Source organism: Salinibacterium sp. GXW1014, from assembly GCF_044769865.1.
GTDB lineage: Bacteria > Actinomycetota > Actinomycetes > Actinomycetales > Microbacteriaceae > Homoserinimonas.
Genome location: NZ_JBIZWA010000001.1, coordinates 164,321 through 181,905 on the forward strand (window position 1 = coordinate 164,321; position 17,585 = coordinate 181,905).

Here is a 17,585-nt window from a genome sequence, read left to right on the forward strand (position 1 = left end):
GGTTTCCTTTCCCAGCCAGGCGCCGAATCTGAAGAGGATGTGGCAGAACCTGACGGAGAGCTAGTCGCGCGTCGACCTCGGCCTCGACCACTGGCCTCTACGGCGAAGCGGGGAGAAGGAGAGCGACGAAGCGATGCTGGTGATGGTGCAACCCGTGGCGCGAGATCGTGTCTGTGCCTGGCTAAGCCGAAGGCCTTGCCGGGTGCAGGTTCACTGTAGCACCTTTGAAGTCAACGGCGAGCATGAGCGACTGCCACGCGACACCCCGGTGGGCGGCCACGAGCTCGGCCGCGACGAGGCGTTCAGCGGGGTCGCTGCAGAGGACGAGCACGGATGGGCCTGCCCCAGAGACGACGGCAGCGTGGCCATGGGCACGCAGTTCCTCGACGAGCGCGACGGTGTCGGGCATGGCGCTCGCACGGTAGCTCTGGTGCAGGCGGTCTTCCGTCGCATCATGAAGCAGTTCAGGGCTCTGAATGAGCGCCGCGATGAGGAGCGCGGACCGGGAGACGTTGAAGATGGCGTCTTCGTGCGGAACAGAGGCAGGGCGGAGGCTGCGGGCCAGCTCGGTTGAGAGCGTGTGCTCGGGCACGCATACGAGTGGCGAGACACCGCGGTGCACGATGAGCTTCTTGTGCTGCGGTCCGTGCTCAGCCGTCCAAGCGATTGTCAGGCCGCCGAAGAGCGCAGGGGCGACATTGTCTGGGTGGCCCTCGAGTTCCGACGCGATCGAGAGGAGCGCGTTGGAGTCGAGGTCGACGATGCCCTCGAGGAGCCCCTTCGCCGCCATGATTCCGGAGACGATCGCGGCACCGGAGGAGCCGAGCCCTCGCCCGTGCGGGATGCTGTTGTGCGCCACGAGGTCGAGGCCAGGCATCGGCACGCCGTAGCGCTCGAGCGTGAAGCGGATCGACCGCACGACGAGGTTCGACTCGTCGGTGGGCACCTCCCCCTCACCGATGCCGTGCACCTCAACGGTGGCGCCCGGCTGCTCCCGCACCGTGACCTCAAGGTCGTCATACAACGCGAGCGCGAGGCCAAGCGTGTCGAATCCCGGGCCCAGGTTCGCTGATGTCGCGGGAACCTTGACCGTCACCGACCTCCCGATCGGCGGGGCCTCCAGAGTGGTCATGCCGTCGCTTTCTCCAGTCCGAGCACGCCGGCGACCTGTGCCGTGTCGACGGGAACGACCGTCGGCTGCACATCCGCGCCGTCGGCACCCCGCAGGGCCCACTGGGGATCCTTGAGGCCGTGGCCCGTCACGGTCAGCACGACGGTCGACCCGGCGGGAACGATGCCAGCCTCCGCGCGCTCGAGCAGGCCGGCGACGCTGATCGCGGACGCGGGCTCAACGAAGATGCCGACCTCTGCCGAGAGAATGCGGTGCGCCTCGAGGATCTTGTCATCGCTGATGGCGCCGAAGTAGCCGTCGCTCGTTTCACGCGCCGCAAGGGCGAGCTCCCAGGACGCCGGGTTGCCGATGCGGATGGCGCTTGCGATCGTGTCGGGATTCTTGACGACGTGACCATCGACGATGGGCGCACTTCCCGCGGCCTGGAAGCCGAACATCCGGGGCAGTCGGGTCGATACGCCGCGCTCCAGCTCCTCGCTGTACCCGCGGAAGTAGGCCGTGTAGTTGCCCGCGTTGCCGACGGGGATGAAGTGGAAGTCCGGGGCATCCTCGAGCACCTCGACGACCTCGAACGCGGCCGTCTTCTGGCCCTCGATGCGGTCGTTGTTGACCGAGTTCACGAGGTGGACGGGGTAGTTCTCGGCGAGGTCACGCGCGATGTCGAGACAGTCGTCGAAGTTGCCCTGCACCTGCAGGAGCTGGGCGTTGTGTGCGATCGCCTGCGCGAGCTTGCCCATCGCGATCTTGCCCTCCGGCACGAGCACCGCCGCGGTAATACCGGCATGTGTCGCATAGGCGGCCGCCGATGCGGAGGTGTTGCCGGTCGAGGCGCAGATAACAGCCTTGGCGCCGTGCTCGACTGCCTTTGTGACCGCCATCGTCATGCCGCGGTCCTTGAAGGACCCGGTCGGGTTCATGCCCTCGTACTTGACCCACACCTTCGCGCCCGTGCGCGCCGAGAGTGCCGGGGCGGGCAGGAGTGGGGTGCCGCCTTCGCCGAGGGTCACGACGGGGGTGGCATCCGTCACGTCGAGCCGGTCAGCGTACTCGCGGATAACTCCGCGCCATTGGTGGGCCATGATGAACCTTCTACTCGGAGCCTTCTATCGGTGGTGCTTCGGGATCGCCGTGGTGGGCGACTAGTCGGTGCCCTCGACGCGCAGCACGGAGGTAACTGCCCTCACGGTGTCGCTGTGCGCCGCGAGAGCCTCGACCGTGTCTGCGAGGGACGCCTCGGATGCCTCGTGCGTGCCGATCACAAGGGTAGCGGTGGCCGCGGCGCCGTCGTCGCCCGGCGAGCTGACCGACTGGTGCACGGTCTCGACCGAGACACCGTGCTCGCTGAACACGGCCGCGACGGATGCGAGCACGCCGGGCCGGTCATTGACCAGGAGGCTGATCTGGTAGCGGGTGCTCACGCTCTCGATCGGCAGGAGGGGCAGGTCGGCGTGCGTCGACTCCGCGAGGCCGGGACCGCCGATGACGTGCCGCCGGGCGGCCGAGACGACGTCGCCCAACACGGCCGAGGTGGTCTCGAGCCCGCCGGCGCCGGCACCGTAGAACATGAGGTCGCCGGCGGCCTCCGCCTCGACGAAGACCGCGTTCTTGGCGCCATGCACTGCGGCGAGCGGATGCGTGCGGGGCACGAGCGCCGGGTAGACCCGCGCGCTCACCCCGGCGTCACCGTCGGCGTCGATGAGCCGCTCGCAGATCGCAAGGAGCTTGATGACGTAGCCGGCCCGGCGCGCGGCCTCGACCTGCTCACCCGTGACCGAGGTGATGCCCTGGCGGTAGACGGCCTCGATGGGCACGGCGGTGTGGAAGGCGAGGCTCGCGAGGATCGCCGCCTTCTGCGCGGCGTCGTAGCCCTCGATGTCTGCCGTGGGGTCGGCCTCCGCGTAGCCGAGCTCGGTCGCGGCGGCGAGGGCCTCCTCGAGGCTCTGCCCATCCGTGTCCATGCGGTCGAGGATGTAGTTGGTCGTGCCGTTGACGATGCCCAGGATGCGGTTGACGTGGTCACCCGCGAGGCTGTCACGCAGCGGACGGATGATGGGGATCGCGCCCGCGACGGCCGCCTCGTAGTAGAGCTGCGCGCCGACCTGCTCGGCGGCGGCGAAGAGTTCGGGGCCGTGGGTCGCGATGAGCGCCTTGTTGGCGGTGACGACATCCGCACCCGCGTTGAGTGCCTGCAGGATGTAGCTGCGCGCGGGCTCGATGCCGCCAATCAGCTCGATGACGATGTCGGCGCCCACGATGAGCGATTCCGCATCGGTCGTGAGGAGCTCACGCGGGATGTCGGCGCTGCGCGGGGCATCGACATCCCGAACCGCGACACCGATCAGTTCGAAGCCGGCGCCAGCACGGAGCGCGAGCTCGTCGCCGTGCTTCTGCAGCTGCGCCACCACCTGGGCGCCGACGGAGCCCGCACCCAGGAGGGCGACGCGCAGGTTTCGGTACTCGATCATGGCTATCCGTTCCTTCTCGCCGGGACGATTCCCGCATCCCTCGACAGCAGGTCTTCTTCGGTCTCGCCGCGCACGATCACGCGGGCCTGCCCGTCGCGAACCGCGACGACCGCGGGCCGCGCGAGATAGTTGTAGTTGCTGGAGAGTGACCAGCAGTAGGCGCCCGTCGCCGGCACGGCGACTAGGTCACCTGCGCGCACATCGGAGGGCAGATAGTCGGAACGCACGACGACATCGCCGCTCTCGCAGTGCTTGCCCGCGACGCGCACGAGCGCCGGTTCGGCGTCGGATGCGCGGCTCGCGATGCGCACGGTGTAGTCGGCTTCATAAAGGGCCGGGCGGATGTTGTCGCCCATTCCCCCATCGACGCTCACGTACTTGCGCACGGCGGATTCGGCGTCGGTCGTGCCGCCCATGGCCACGAGCACGTCTTTGACCGTGCCGACCTCATAGAGCGTGAAGGTGGATGGGCCCACGATGGCGCGGCCCGGCTCGACCGCGACGACGGGCACGGGGATGCCGAGCCGTGACGATTCCGCGGCGACGATCTGGGCGAGGGAGCGCGCGATCTCGGGGAGGGAGATGGCCTCGTCGACGCTCGTGTAGGCGATGCCGAAGCCGCCGCCGAGGTTGATTTCGGGAACAGGGCCGTCGTTGAGCAGTTCTGCCTGCAGGGTCATGAGCCGACGGGCGGATTCACCGAAGCCGACCGCCTCGAAGATCTGGGAACCGATGTGTGCGTGCAGCCCGGTGAACTCGAGCGAGTCGTGCGAGCGGATGCGGGCGACGAGCGACGCGGCATCCGCAAGGGCGATGCCGAACTTCTGGTCTTCGCGAGCGGTGGCGAGGTATTCGTGCGTGCTCGCGTGCACGCCGCTGTTGACGCGGAGCCGCACGCGCTGGCGCACGGTGTGGCGCGCAGCCGCCTCGGCGACGCGCTCCACTTCTTCGGCGCTGTCGATCACGATGACCCCGACACCGGATGCCACGGATCGGTCGATCTCGCGGAGTGACTTGTTGTTGCCGTGGTGGCCGAGGCGAGCCGGGTCGACGCCAGCCGCGAGCGCGACCGCCAGCTCGCCTTCGCTCGCGACGTCGATGTACAGGCCCTCTTCGGTCACCCAACGTGCGACCTCGGCGGAGAGGAAGGCCTTGCCCGCGTAGTAGACCTTGGCCGAGCTGCCGACGGCGGCGAACTCCCGGTCGAATGACGTGCGGGCCTCGCGCGCGCGGTGGCGCACGTCGGACTCGTCCATGACGTAGAGAGGCGTGCCGTATTCGGCCGCGAGCTGCGTCGCGGGAACCCCGTCGATCTCGATGACGCCCTCGGCACCGCGGGAGACGCTGCGGGCCCAGATCGCCGGGTCGAGCCCGTTGGCGTCAGCGGGCACGGCAAGCCAGTCGGGGGCGAGCGGGTTGGAGGTCACAGGGGCCTTACGGTCGAGAGAGCTTGAGCGGTTGTCGGGGTGCGCGCCGGGCACGCCTCCACAAATCCTATTACTCGGCGGGCGCTTCGCCCGCCGAGGTCTCCTCCGTGAGGCACTCGCCGCGGGTCGAGAGGGCGTCGAGATTCGTGGGCACTCCGCTGCCGTGCGCCGTGAACTCGAGCGCACCGTCGTCGACCGTGACGCCCGTGAGGCGGATCGACTCGGGCAGGAGCGACGCCGAGCACACCTTCACGCCCGCGGTGGCGAGGTCGACGAACTGGCTGAGGTCGATGTCGACCGCGTCGCCCGCCGTGACCCCGACCGCCGTCAGCACGAGGTGGCCCGTCTCATCGAGCGTGGGCTCGAGCGCGACCGAGAAGGGGATGACCGTGCCGAGCACCTCGATCTCGTTGGCCACGGCGACCGCACCGTCGGCGATGCTCACGTCGCCTGTGTACCCCGCATTCTGGGCGAGCCGGTCGAGCCCCTCCGGGCCGAGCGTGAAGGTCACGTCGACGTCATCGAGTTCGCCCTGTGCGACCTGCATCAGCATCGAGAAGCCGTTGATGGTGACATCCGCCCCCACCGCCTTGCCAGGCACGCGACGCTTGATCTCGGCCTCGGCCCGCGTCTCGGCGAAGTCGCGCAGGCCCATGTCGATCAGCACGAAGGCGCCAGCCAGCATGGCCGCGGCGACCGTGAGGCCGATGATCGCCTTCAGGATGCGTCGGCCAACGCTCGGCTTCGGGTTGCGCGGATCGACGGGCCGGCGAGCCATGGCTACATCCTCTCGGGAGCTGAGACGCCGAGCAGGCCGAGCGCAGTGCGGAGTACCTGGCCGGTGGCGTCGTTGAGCCAGAGCCGCGACGAATGCACGGATGTCACGGGCTCATCGCCGAGCGGCGTGACCCGGCAATTGTCGTACCAACGGTGGTAGGAGCCCGCGAGCTGCTCCGCGTAGCGGGCCACACGGTGCGGCTCGCGAAGTTCGGCGGCGTGCGCGACGACGCGCGGGAACTCGGCGAGCGCCCCCAGCAGCACGCTCTCGGTCTCGTGCTCGAGCGTCGAGGCGTCGAAGCCCTCGCGGGAGACCCCGGATGCGGCCGCGTTGCGGGTGACCTGGTTGGTGCGGGCGTGCGCGTACTGCACATAGAAGACGGGGTTGTCGTTGGTGCGGCGCTGCAGGATCTCGGGATCGAGCGTGAGGGGCGAGTCGGCCGGATAGCGCGCGAGGGAGTAGCGCAGGGCATCCGTGCCCAGCCAGGCCTGCAGGTCGTTGAGCTCGATGATGTTGCCGGCGCGCTTCGACAGCTTGGCGCCATTGATCGAGACGAGCTGGCCGATGAGCACCTCGACGTCCTTCGCGGGGTCGTCACCGGATGCGCCCGCGATCGCCTTGATGCGGTGCACGTAGCCGTGGTGGTCGGCGCCGAGCAGGTAGATCTTGTGGCCGAAACCGCGGTCGGTCTTGCTCAGGTAGTACGCAGCGTCGGCGGCGAAGTAGGTGTAGATGCCGTTGCCGCGCTTGATGACGCGGTCCTTGTCGTCGCCGAAGTCGGTCGTGCGCACCCAGATCGCGTCGTCTTCGTCATAGACGTGGCCCTGCTCGCGCAGGCGCTCAACGGCGGTGTCGATCTTGCTCGGTGCGCCCGCGTGCAGCTGCCGCTCTGAGAACCAGACGTCGAAGTGCACGTTGAAGCGGGCGAGGGAGTCCTTGATCTCCTGCAGCTGCAGCTCGTAGCCGAGTTCGCGGGCAGTGGCCAGCGCCTCCGCGTCGGGCAGGTCAAGCAGGCCGGGCTCACGCTCGAGCACGGCCTTCGCGAGGTCGGCGACATACTGCCCGGGGTAGCCGTTCTCGGGCGTCGGCTCCCCCTTCGCGGCGGCGAGCACGCTCGCGCCGAAGTTGTCCATCTGGTTGCCGGCGTCGTTGATGTAGAACTCGTTGGCGACATCCGCACCGGCGGCGCGCAGTACGCGGCCGAGCGCGTCGCCCAGGGCAGCCCAGCGGGTGTGGCCGATGTGGAGCGGCCCGGTCGGGTTGGCCGACACGAACTCCAGGTTGATCGTCTGGCCGGCGAGCGCATCGCTGCGGCCATAGGCGTCGCCCTGCTCCACGATCGACTTGGCGAGTGCCCCGGCAGCCGCGGCATCGAGGGTCACGTTGATGAACCCGGGGCCAGCGACATCCACTGCCGCCACACCTTCGACATCCTTCAGGGCCGACGCGATCTCGGTGGCGAGCTCGCGCGGGTTGGCGCCCAGCTTCTTCGCGAACTTCATGGCAACGTTCGACGCCCAGTCACCGTGGTCGCGGTTGCGGGGCCGGTCGAGCCGCACGTCGTCGATGGTGACGGATGCGTCACTCCCGCGGGCCGCGATCGAGGCGGTGACGATATCGAGCAGGGCGGCGGAGAGTTCAGCGGGGGTCACGATTCGAATTCTATCGGGTGGGTCATCCGGAGGCGGGTGGCCACCCCGGGCATGATGGAGGGGTGAACCTCGTGAAGCCCTCCCCCGTCCAGGCCCCCGCTGGCATCGTGCGTCGACGTCGCCTCACCTGCGTCGGTGTCGCCCTCGCGGGGCTCCTCGCCCTCAGCGGCTGCGCGACGAGCGAGCCCACGCCCACTCCGGATGCCTCCGGTTCACCCTCCCCCTCGGCGAGCCCCACGGTGACCCCCTCCGCGAGCGCCGAGCCGAGTGAGGCACCCGTCCCGCCCGCCGACGAGGCGGCCCCCGTCGGCGTCACCTGCCAGCAGCTCATCACGCCCGACGACCTCTACGCCTACAACCCCAACCTCGCCTACATCGAGGGCGAGGCACCCGCGGCCGGCACCGCTGGCGCACGAGCCGTCGCCGCGAAGGGCGTCGCCTGCGTCTACCGCAACCTCACGAGCAACGAGACGATCGTCGTCGCCGCGTCCAAGCCCGGGCCGACCGCGCTCACGCAGCTGCGCGCCGAACTCTCGGCAAGCGCGACGCCCGCCGACGGGCTCGGCGGCGAGGGATGGTTCGGGGGCGGCACCGCGACCGTCATCGCGGGCGAGCACCTCGTGACCGTGACATCCGACATCTTCACGGCCGCCGCCGACGCGGCCCAGCTGGCCACGACCGCGGTCTCGCACCTCGGTTAGCGGTGACAGTTCGCCGCGCGGCGTGCTGCTAACCTAGTCACGCACTTCGGGCCTCCACGCCCGGAGAGCATCCGCCCTCGTAGCTCAGGGGATAGAGCGCCGGTTTCCGGTACCGAAGGTCGGGGGTTCGAATCCCTCCGAGGGCACTTTCTGAGTCTTTCTCACGCGGCAGATGGTTCGGGCTCGAGCGTTCGAACGGCGAGAGCACCACTAGCCAGCATGACCCCCAGCGGCATGGCGACCGCTTCGAACGGCGCGCCCACGAGCCACAGGATGTCCCGGGCGAGATTGCCCGCGACGTCCACCGCGCCCAGGAGGTCGTGCTGCCATTGCTGCAGTGATTCCTGCACAACCAGACCCAGCACGGCCAGCGCGACACCGACCCAGAACAGCCGCTTGAGGATCCGGCGCGCGAACAGGGCTGCCCCTGTGTCCACGAGGTCATTCGCTCCGGCGTCGCTCGGTGACCTGAAGCGTTCGGATGCTCGAATGACGATCAAGAACGCGATGAGCGCAAGGCCGAATTGGAGCGCAACCTGACCGAGCACTGCCTGCGTCCAGTGCAGTGCCGGGGCGTTCAGCCCAGCGTCTCCCCAGAGCGCGAACACCAGCGGCACAAGGTACAGCCGAGCGATCAAGCCGGTGAACGCCAGGACTATCCCCATCCAGAGAAGCTGCTTCCAAGTCGGCGTGGCGACATCAGAACTCCCTCGATCTTGGTGAGTTTCATTCACTCACCATGGCAGAACGCCGCGTTCTTCACCAGCAATCTCTCCTGACGCACACCTCCGGCTAGTGACCATTGCGTTGCGTCATAGACGCACAACGCCCCCGCGTTACGGGGGCAAATCGGGATCTCCAGCACGGTCCAATGTGCCTCTTCCCTGTCGCTCGCCCTACGGCCACAGTTTCCTCTGTGCGCGCCAGCTTTATCTGTAGCAGCGGGCCCAAACCTGTAGCACTCGCTCGTCAGACGCGCGGCGTGTAGCCCGCGAGCGGCGTCGGCCCGGGGCTTCTCTCCCACACGCCCGTGAGGCTCGCGGCCACGTCGCCGGGCAGTGCGTCACCGACGCGACGGATGACGCTGAGCACCGCATCCCCGGTCGTAATGGTCGTGACCGTTCCGGAGCTGTCGACCTGCAGCTCGGACGGCACGGGAACCTCACGCGACTCCGAGCCGCTCCCCCGCACCTGCGCCGTGCCGGCGATGAGCTCGCGCTGGCCATCCTTCTCGACGTAGAGCTCGGCTTCCGTGCCGCCATTCAGGATCGTGGAGGCGAGCACCTGCGCATACACGGGGTCGCCGGTGGCGTCGTAGGCCCAGCGCTGGCCGAGCACCGAGTGGTCCATGGTGCCGATGAGCGCGGCATCCGCCCCCTCGAGCGGAGCGCCGCGGTAGGTGACGGGCACATGGAGCGCCTCGCCCTGCCCGGCGCTCAGGATGAAGGTCTCCATTCCGACCTCGCCGGCCGGGTCATCGAAACGATAGGTCGCGACGCTGCGCCACTCCTCCTCGGACGGATAGGCCCACGGCTGTTCAACGAGCCAGGGGACGATCAGTTCGAGCTTGCTGGGACGCAACTGCGCGCGGAAGAGGATGGCCATGGCCACAGGATAGCGACGCCAGTTGGGCGCGCGATCAGGCTCGCAGGATGACCTTGCCCGTCGTGCCGCGCGACTCGAGTGCCTCGTGCGCGCGGCGTGCATCCTCGAGCGAGAACGCCTCGCCGATGCGCACCGAGAGCGTGCCCTCCGCGATCGCGGCGAAGAGGTCGCCCCAGCGCCACTGCCGCTCCGCCTCATCGCGCAGGAAGTGCCACAGGCTCGGCCGCGTGACGAGGAGCGAGCCGCCCGCATTGAGCCGCTGCAGGTCGAAGGGTTCCACCTGCCCGCTCGCCCCGCCGAAGAGGATGAGCGTGCCGCGCGTGCGCAGCGAGGCGAGCGACCCGTCGAAGGTCGAACGCCCGACACCGTCATAGACGACCGCGACACCCTCCCCATCGGTCATCTCGCGACTCCGCTCCGCGAAATCGTCGTAGGAGAAGACATCCGTTGCCCCAGCAGCCCTGCTCAGTTCGGCCTTCTCAGCGGTCGACGTGGTCGTGAAGACCCGCACGCCGCGCGAGACGAGCCACTGCGTCAGCAGCAGCCCAACCCCGCCCGCGCCCGCGTGCACGATGACCGTGTCACCCTCGGCCGGCGGCGTGATCGACGTCGAGAGGAAGTGCGCCGTGAGCCCCTGCAAAGGCGCGGCCGCCGCGACATCCGGGTCGACGCCCTCTGGCACGCGCATGGCCAGGTCAGCCCGCACCGTGAAGTACTCGCAGTAGGTGCCGGCGGCATCCACCGTCGCGACCCTGTCGCCAACCTCGAGTGAGGTCACGCCCTCGCCGAGCGCCTCGACGGTTCCGGATGCCTCGACCCCGGGCGTGAACGGGAGTTTCGCCTTGTACACGCCCGCGCGCACGTAGGTGTCATAGAAGTTGACGCCGGCCGCGTGGGTGCGCACTAGCACCTCGCCCGGTCCCGGTTGCGGCGTCGGCCGCTCCGTCAGGACAAGCTTCTCAGGACCACCCTGCTCATTGACGACGATGCTGCGCATGACATGACTCCACTCTCGTCAGAACCCGTCATCCCAGCGTAGCCACCCGCCCGCGACGCGTCACCGGCCGCGGTTCGCCCGCCGCGCCTCACGCGGCGCCTTGCCTCCGAGGAACGACCGCGCCGAATCGACGAGGAACCCCTGCCGCAGCGCCTCCCGGCCGATGAGCATCCTGAACCCCATCGAGTCGCGGTTCGCGAGCGTGACCTCCGCCGTGACGACCCGGCCATGCATCGAGATGTCCATCAACACGACGATGCGCTCCGTCGTGTGCCCCGAGGAGCTGCGCACCGACCTGTGGTCGTGCACATCGCATTCGATCTCGACCGCATCCCGGTGCGACTTCTGCCACGGATGCACGGAGAACCGCACGCGCTCCCGCTCGCCGGGAATCAACTCGATGTCGAAGGCGTGCAGGCTCGAGGTGCGCGCGCCGGTGTCGAGTTTGGCCTTGATCCAGGGGACGCCGGATTCCGGAATGCTCACCCATTCACGCCACCCGACAGTGGTGATTGAATGAGGATCCTGTCCCATCCCCCCATCTTGTCAGGGCAAGCACAATGAAACTCGCAATTCTTTCCCGCGCGCGCCAGTCGTACTCCACCCAGCGGCTGCGTTCAGCCGCCCTCCAGCGCGGGCATGAGGTCAAGGTGCTCAACACCCTGCGCTTCGCGATCGACCTCTCGGGTGATGAGCCAGACCTGCACTTCCGCGGGCGCCCGCTCTCGACCTACGACGCGATCCTGCCGCGCATCGGCAACTCCATCACGTACTTCGGCACGGCCGTCGTGCGGCAGTTCGAACAGATGGATGTCTACACGCCCAACACGGCCAACGGCATCACGAACGCGCGCGACAAGCTGCGGGCGACACAGATCCTCTCCCGCCACAACATCGCCATGCCAGCGACGGCCTTCGTGCGGAACCGCGCCGACGTGCGGCCGGCGATCGAGCAGGTCGGCGGCGCCCCCGTCGTCATCAAGCTCCTCGAGGGCACGCAGGGCATCGGCGTCATCCTGGCCCCAGATGCCAAGGTCGCCGAGGCCATCATCGAGACACTGCACTCCACCAACCAGAACGTGCTGATCCAGCGCTTCATCAAGGAGAGCCGGGGCCGCGACATCCGTGCCCTCGTCGTGGGTGACCGCGTGGTCGCAGCGATGCGCCGCAGGGCGGTGGGCGACGAGTTCCGCTCCAACGTGCACCGCGGCGGCAATGTCGAGCCCGTCGAGCTCAGCCCCGAGTTCGAGCGCACCGCCGTGCGCTCCGCCCAGATCATGGGGCTCAAGGTCGCCGGCGTCGACATGCTGGAAGGCTCGGATGGCCCACTGGTCATGGAGGTCAACTCCTCGCCGGGCCTGCAGGGCATCGAGACGGCGACGAAGCTCGACGTCGCCGGCGCGATCATCGATTACATCTCCAACGAGGTCGCCTTCCCCGACATCGACGTGCGCCAGCGCCTCGCGGTCTCGACCGGGTACGGCGTCGCGGAACTGGTCGTGCACGCGGGCGCCGACCTCGTCGGCAAGACGCTCGGCGAATCGGGCCTGCTGGAGCGGGACATCACGGTGCTGACGCTCAACCGCGGCACCTCCGTCATCCCGAACCCGCGTTCGCGCCAGCTGCTGCAGGCCGAGGACCGCCTGCTGTGCTTCGGCAAGACCGAGGAGATGCGCTCCATGATCCCGAGCCGCAGGAGGCGCGCGAAGGTGCGTCGCCTGCCGAAGGCCCCGCCCGCCGAGTAACGCATCCGCGGTGACATCTCCCGGATGCCACAGCGGGCTGAACGGTGGCTCCCTTGCGAATCGGGTGGGGCGGACTAGCGTTCCTCGCATGAGCAGGTTGAACACCCCACGCCTCGCATGGGCTGCCCTCATCGCCGCCCTCCTGGGGTTCACGGGCTGCGGCCTCACGGTGCCCACGGATCCCGACGGCACGCTTGAGGGCGTCACCGACGGCGTGCTTCGAGTCGGCGTGACCCCGAACGACGACCGCGTCACGATCGACGACAACGGCGAGCCATCCGGCAATGATGTCGAGCTGATCGAGGACTTCGCCGACAGCGTCGACGCCGAGCTCGAGTGGGTGCCGGGCTCGGAGGAATCGCTCGTGCGCGACCTCGAAGCGGGGCGGCTCGACCTCGTGATCGGTGGCTTCACCGACACGACCCCCTGGTCGAACAAAGCCGCAGTGACGCGGCCCTACCTCGAAGTCACAGAACCCGACGGCACAACGCTCAAACTCGTCATGCTGGCGCCCATGGGCGAGAACGCCTTTCTCACGAAACTCGAGACCTTCCTGACAGAACACGAGCAGAAGGACGAGCGGTGAAAGGCAAGTACGAGCTTCGTGAACTGAGCGATGAGAAGGAGGCGACGCTCACGCAGGCGGTGCGCCTCGAGTGGATCACGATCGCCTTCCTCGCCGTGACCGTCACGCTGGTCTTCCTCGTGCTCGGCAATTCGCAGGCGATGAAGGCCGCGTGGCTCGAGGACATGCTGTCGTTCATCCCGCCCATCGCGTTCCTTGTCGCCGTGCGCATCACGCGCCGCAAGGCGACCATTCGGCATCCCTATGGCTACCACCGCGCGGTGGGCGTCGGGCACCTCGTCTCGGCCCTCGCCCTCACGGCCATGGGCATCTTCCTCATCATTGACTCGGGGTCTGGTCTTGTCACGGGCGAGCATCCCTCGATCGGCACGGTCGTGCTCTTCGGCAACGTCATCTGGCTCGGCTGGCTCATGATCGGCGTCATGCTGCTCATCGCGGTGCCACCGGTCATCATCGGCCACAAGAAGATGAAGCTCGCAGAAGACCTCCACGACAAGATCCTCTACGCCGATGCCGACATGAACAAGGCCGACTGGATGACGGCGGTCGGCTCGGCGGTCGGCGTCGCGGGGGTCGGGATCGGCCTGTGGTGGTTCGACTCAGCGGCCGCCCTCTTCATCTCGAGCAGCATCCTCTGGGACGGACTCCGCAATATGAAGGGCGCCGTGCTCGACCTAATGGACGAGCGCGCGACGACCTTTGATGACCGGCGACCACACCCCGTCGCCGGCGAGATCCAGGATTACCTGCGCGGTCTCCGCTGGGTGCGGGATGCGGGGGTGCGGGTGCGCGACGAAGGCCATGTCTTCCAGGTCGACGCCTTCGTCGTGCCGAAGTTCGGCCGCACGCCCCCACTGCGCCGACTCGACGAGGCACGCCAGGGATGCATCGCGCTCGACTGGCGCGTGCACGACATCCTCATCGTGCCCGTCGACGAGCTGCCCGAGATGGTCGAGAGCGCGCGTCACCCCGAACGCGAACGCCACGAGTGACTCAGTCGGTGTTGCCCGAGTGCGCCTCGAGGAAGTCGTAGAGCTCGCTGTCGTCGACCCCCGGGAACGTGCCGGATGGCAGCGGCGAGAGGATGTGCGCGTGCAGCTTGGCACTCGCCCAGGCCCTGCCCGACCAGCGCTCCGCCTTCTCCCCTGAGGGCCGGCGGCAGCAGTTCACATCCGGGCACCGTGACGTCTCGCGGTTGCGGGTGTCGCGGCCGCGGAACCATTTGGCGTCATTGAAGGGCACACCGAAGGTGATCGAGAACTCCTCCTGCGTGCCCGTGCCGGTCTGCGTCGAGTTCCAGTAGGTGCCCGTCGGGGTGTCGACGTACTGGTAGAACTCGGTCGTGCGGTTCGTGCGCGTGAAGGCGAGTCGGGCGCTCCAGTGGCGACACACGAGCTGGCCCTCGGTCGAGCCCGTGACATCCGTCGGCAGCAGCAGCCCGTCGTTCTCGTAGCCCTTGTAGAGCGCGCCGTCGTCGCCGACGCGCAAAAAGTGGACGGTCATGTCGAGGTGGGATGTCGCGAGGTTCGTGAAGCGCAGCGCCGCCGCCTCGTGGGTCACCCCGAAGGCATCACGGAAGTCCTCGATCGCGAGGTTGCGGTCGCTCTTGGCCTTCGTGAGGAAGTCGACCGAGGGGCCGAGCGGCATGAGGCACGCGGCCGCGAAGTAGTTGATCTCGAGCCGCTGCTGCAGGAACTGCGCGTAGCTCTCGGGCTCGCGGTGGTCGAGCAGGCGGTGGGCCATCGCCTGCAGCGCCATCGAGCGCAGGCCGTGGCCGCCCGGGATCGAGGCGGGCGGCAGGTAGATTCGCCCGTTTTCGAGGTCGGTGACGGAGCGGGTCGAGTGCGGCAGGTCGTCAACATGGATGAGGTCGAAGCCGAGCTTCTTGGCCATGAGCGCGACCGAGCGGTGCGTGAGTGCGCCCGTCGTGTGGCCGACGCCCCGCAGGAGGTCTTCCGCGAGCGTCTCGAGCTCGGGCAGGTAGTTGTTCTTCTCCCGCATGCGGTGCCGCAGCTCCGTATTGGCACGCCGAGCCTCCTCGGGGGTGGCGATCGCTTCGCGTGCACGGCGGGCAAGTTCCTGGTGCAGACCTACGAGCGCTTCAAGCGTCTCATCGGTCATGGAGCGGGTGACACGGATGCCGGGGAGCCCGAGCCCCTGATAAAGGGCACCCTGCTGCATCCGTTCGAGTTCGATCTCGAGCGCCGCGCGCTTGGTGGGCGGTTCGGAGTTCAGGAGTTCTGACACCTCGAGGTTGAGGCTGTCGGCGATGGACTGCAGGAGCGAGAGCCGCGGTTCCCTGCGCCCGTTCTCCATGAGTGAGAGCTGGCTGCCGGCGATGCCGACCTCTGCTCCCAGTTGGTCGAGCGTGAGGCCTGCTCGGGTGCGGAAATGGCGGATGCGCTGGCCCAGTGTTGCAAGATCGGTCACGACTTTATGTTAGCGAAAGAATCGATGTTCTTATGCACATGTATCGGCAGATGTGCCCCTGTGGGGGCCGCATACTGTAATCACCAAGCATTTTTGCGCACCCGCGCACAGAACGGACGGACAAGCCGATGACACTGACGACACCGAGGCCCAGCTCGACAGAGACCACGTCCGAGGCCTATGCCGGCGTGCCGAAGGGTGCAAGCCCGAAGGTTGTCGCGTGGGTCGACTCCATCGCGGAGCTCACGAAGCCCGACCGTGTCGTCTGGTGCGACGGCTCGCCCCAGGAGTGGGACCGCCTCACCCGTGAGATGGTCGCCGCGGGCACGCTCATCAAGCTGAACCCCGAGCACCGCCCCTACAGCTTCCTCGCCCGCAGCAACCCGAGCGATGTCGCCCGCGTCGAGTCGCGCACCTACATCTGCTCCGAGAAGGAAGAGGATGCGGGGCCCACCAACAACTGGATCGCCCCCGCCGAGATGCGCAAGACCTTCGACGAGATCTTCGACGGCTCGATGCGTGGTCGCACGATGTACGTCATGCCCTTCTCGATGGGCCCCATCGGCAGCCCGCTCGCGAAGCTCGGCGTGCAGGTCACCGACTCCCCCTACGTTGTCGCGAGCATGGCAGTCATGACCCGCATGGGCACGGCGGCGCTCGAGCTCATCAACGACGACACCGAGTGGGTTGCGGCCGTGCACAGCGTCGGCGCGCCCCTTGAGCCGGGCCAGCAGGATGTCGCGTGGCCGTGCAATGACACGAAGTACATCAGCCACTTCCCCGAGACCCGCGAGATCTGGTCGTACGGCTCCTCCTACGGCGGCAACGCGCTCCTCGCGAAGAAGTCGTTCGCGCTGCGAATCGCCTCCGTGCTCGCTCGTGATGAGGGCTGGCTCGCCGAGCACATGCTGCTCCTCAAGGTCACCAACCCGCGGGGCCGCGTCTTCCACGTCGCCGCCGCGTTCCCCTCCGCCTGCGGCAAGACCAACCTCGCGATGCTCCGCCCGAGCATCCCGGGCTGGAAGGTAGAGACCATCGGCGATGACATCGCATGGCTGCGCCCCGGCCCGGATGGCCGACTCCGCGCGATCAACCCTGAGGCCGGCTTCTTCGGAGTCGCCCCGGGCACGAGCCCCAAGACGAATGCAACGGCGATCGAGACCCTCTGGGGCAACACGATCTTCACGAACGTCGCTCTGCGCGAGGACGGCGACGTGTGGTGGGAGGGTCTGACCGACAAGGCACCCGCGAACCTGACCGACTGGCAGGGCAACCCCTGGACGCCCGAGTCGGCAACCCCGGCCGCGCACCCCAACTCCCGCTTCACGGTCGCCGCCCACCAGGCACCGTCGATCGCGGACTCGTGGGACGACCCGCAGGGCGTCGTGATCGACGCGATCATCTTCGGCGGTCGGCGCGCCACGAACGTGCCGCTCGTCGTCGAAGCCCGCGACTGGGAGCACGGCGTCTACATCGGCGCGACCGTCTCCTCCGAGCGCACGGCCGCTGCGGAAGGTGCCGTCGGCGAGCTTCGCCGCGACCCCTTCGCCATGATGCCGTTCTGCGGCTACAACATGGCTGACCACTGGTCGCATTGGCTCTCGGTCGGTGAGAACCTTCGCTCCGCCGGCAACATGCCCCGCATCTTCCAGGTCAACTGGTTCCGCAAGGACAGCGAGGGCAAGTTCATCTGGCCCGGCTTCGCCGAGAACGCCCGTGTGCTCGAGTGGATCCTCGACCGTGTCGACGGTCGCGCGACGGCTCGCGAGACCCCGCTCGGCTACGCGCCCTCCGAGGGCGCCCTCAACATCGACGGCCTCGACCTGAGCGACGAGCAGATGCAGGAGCTCTTCGCGATCGACCCCGAGTCGTGGCTCGCCGAGATCGAGGACACCGAGCAGTTCTTCGCCCAGTTCGGCGAGAAGCTGCCCGCGCAGCTCAGCGAGCAGCTCAGCGAACTGCGCACGCGCCTGAGCGAGACGAAGTAACGCTTCACAGGCCCTGAAGGGGCGCCACTCCACACGGAGTGGCGCCCCTTTCTGCATCTCCTCCCCAACGTTTCGGCAA

16 protein-coding genes and 1 tRNA gene are annotated in these 17,585 nt (G+C 68.1%); 6 read left to right on the forward strand and 11 right to left on the reverse strand.

Annotation, left to right across the window (positions count from 1 at the left end; translation table 11 throughout):
* Positions 1 to 181: 181 nt before the first annotated feature.
* From thrB to argS, 6 genes are all read right to left on the reverse strand, one after another.
* Complete coding sequence (gene thrB / locus ACIQK7_RS00770; protein ID WP_403020238.1) at positions 182 to 1,132, reverse strand: homoserine kinase; 951 nt, start codon at positions 1,130 to 1,132, stop codon at positions 182 to 184.
* Entirely contained in the window at positions 1,129 to 2,211 is a 1,083-nt protein-coding gene (gene thrC / locus ACIQK7_RS00775; protein ID WP_403020240.1) for a threonine synthase, read from the reverse strand. The genes thrB and thrC overlap by 4 nt, the downstream gene beginning before the upstream one ends.
* Before the next feature lie 60 nt (positions 2,212 to 2,271).
* Positions 2,272 to 3,597, reverse strand: a complete 1,326-nt coding sequence (locus ACIQK7_RS00780; RefSeq protein WP_403020242.1) for a homoserine dehydrogenase — start codon at positions 3,595 to 3,597, stop codon at positions 2,272 to 2,274.
* Between the two features lie 2 nt (positions 3,598 to 3,599).
* Positions 3,600 to 5,024 (reverse strand): diaminopimelate decarboxylase, encoded by a 1,425-nt coding sequence (gene lysA, locus ACIQK7_RS00785; protein ID WP_403023903.1) that lies wholly within the window; start codon positions 5,022 to 5,024, stop codon positions 3,600 to 3,602.
* Positions 5,025 to 5,094: 70 nt separating this feature from the next.
* Entirely contained in the window at positions 5,095 to 5,802 is a 708-nt protein-coding gene (locus ACIQK7_RS00790; RefSeq protein ID WP_403020244.1) for an LmeA family phospholipid-binding protein, read from the reverse strand.
* 2 nt (positions 5,803 to 5,804) lie between these two features.
* Positions 5,805 to 7,454 carry an arginine--tRNA ligase gene (gene argS, locus ACIQK7_RS00795; RefSeq protein WP_403020246.1) on the reverse strand — a complete coding sequence of 550 codons (1,650 nt, stop codon included), beginning with the start codon at positions 7,452 to 7,454 and terminating at the stop codon, positions 5,805 to 5,807.
* Positions 7,455 to 7,516: 62 nt separating this feature from the next.
* Here argS and ACIQK7_RS00800 point away from each other — a divergent pair, with 62 nt between their 5' ends.
* Together ACIQK7_RS00800 and ACIQK7_RS00805 are read left to right on the forward strand one after the other, a co-directional pair.
* Complete coding sequence (locus ACIQK7_RS00800) at positions 7,517 to 8,155, forward strand: hypothetical protein (protein ID WP_403020248.1); 639 nt, start codon at positions 7,517 to 7,519, stop codon at positions 8,153 to 8,155.
* Positions 8,156 to 8,228: 73 nt separating this feature from the next.
* Positions 8,229 to 8,301: transfer RNA gene (locus ACIQK7_RS00805), tRNA-Arg, on the forward strand.
* A gap of 15 nt (positions 8,302 to 8,316) precedes the next feature.
* Here ACIQK7_RS00805 and ACIQK7_RS00810 read toward each other — a convergent pair.
* From ACIQK7_RS00810 to ACIQK7_RS00825, 4 genes are all read right to left on the reverse strand, one after another.
* Positions 8,317 to 8,820, reverse strand: a complete 504-nt coding sequence (locus tag ACIQK7_RS00810; RefSeq protein WP_403020250.1) for a hypothetical protein — start codon at positions 8,818 to 8,820, stop codon at positions 8,317 to 8,319.
* A 304-nt stretch (positions 8,821 to 9,124) separates the two neighbouring features.
* A complete protein-coding gene (locus ACIQK7_RS00815) occupies positions 9,125 to 9,760 on the reverse strand; it encodes a hypothetical protein (RefSeq protein WP_403020252.1) in 636 nt (211 codons plus the stop codon).
* Positions 9,761 to 9,794: 34 nt separating this feature from the next.
* Positions 9,795 to 10,757, reverse strand: a complete 963-nt coding sequence (locus tag ACIQK7_RS00820; protein WP_403020254.1) for a quinone oxidoreductase family protein — start codon at positions 10,755 to 10,757, stop codon at positions 9,795 to 9,797.
* A gap of 60 nt (positions 10,758 to 10,817) precedes the next feature.
* Positions 10,818 to 11,291, reverse strand: a complete 474-nt coding sequence (locus tag ACIQK7_RS00825; protein WP_403020256.1) for an ATP-dependent zinc protease — start codon at positions 11,289 to 11,291, stop codon at positions 10,818 to 10,820.
* A gap of 26 nt (positions 11,292 to 11,317) precedes the next feature.
* On the opposite strand from ACIQK7_RS00825, the gene ACIQK7_RS00830 reads away from it, so the two are divergent.
* The 3 genes from ACIQK7_RS00830 to ACIQK7_RS00840 all read left to right on the forward strand — a co-directional run bounded on the left by ACIQK7_RS00830 (position 11,318) and on the right by ACIQK7_RS00840 (position 14,080).
* Positions 11,318 to 12,502, forward strand: coding sequence for a RimK family alpha-L-glutamate ligase (locus tag ACIQK7_RS00830; RefSeq protein ID WP_403020258.1), 1,185 nt, complete (start codon positions 11,318 to 11,320; stop codon positions 12,500 to 12,502).
* Between the two features lie 88 nt (positions 12,503 to 12,590).
* A complete protein-coding gene (locus ACIQK7_RS00835; protein WP_403020260.1) occupies positions 12,591 to 13,088 on the forward strand; it encodes a transporter substrate-binding domain-containing protein in 498 nt (165 codons plus the stop codon).
* Positions 13,085 to 14,080, forward strand: coding sequence for a cation diffusion facilitator family transporter (locus ACIQK7_RS00840; protein WP_403020262.1), 996 nt, complete (start codon positions 13,085 to 13,087; stop codon positions 14,078 to 14,080). Before ACIQK7_RS00835 ends, ACIQK7_RS00840 begins: the two co-directional genes overlap by 4 nt.
* A 1-nt stretch (position 14,081) precedes the next feature.
* Here ACIQK7_RS00840 and ACIQK7_RS00845 read toward each other — a convergent pair whose 3' ends face one another.
* Positions 14,082 to 15,518, reverse strand: coding sequence for a helix-turn-helix domain-containing protein (locus tag ACIQK7_RS00845; protein WP_403020264.1), 1,437 nt, complete (start codon positions 15,516 to 15,518; stop codon positions 14,082 to 14,084).
* 128 nt (positions 15,519 to 15,646) lie between these two features.
* Here ACIQK7_RS00845 and ACIQK7_RS00850 point away from each other — a divergent pair, with 128 nt between their 5' ends.
* Positions 15,647 to 17,506: a phosphoenolpyruvate carboxykinase (GTP) gene (locus ACIQK7_RS00850; RefSeq protein ID WP_403020266.1), complete on the forward strand. Its 1,860-nt coding sequence runs from the start codon at positions 15,647 to 15,649 to the stop codon at positions 17,504 to 17,506.
* The last annotated feature ends 79 nt before the right edge of the window (positions 17,507 to 17,585 follow it).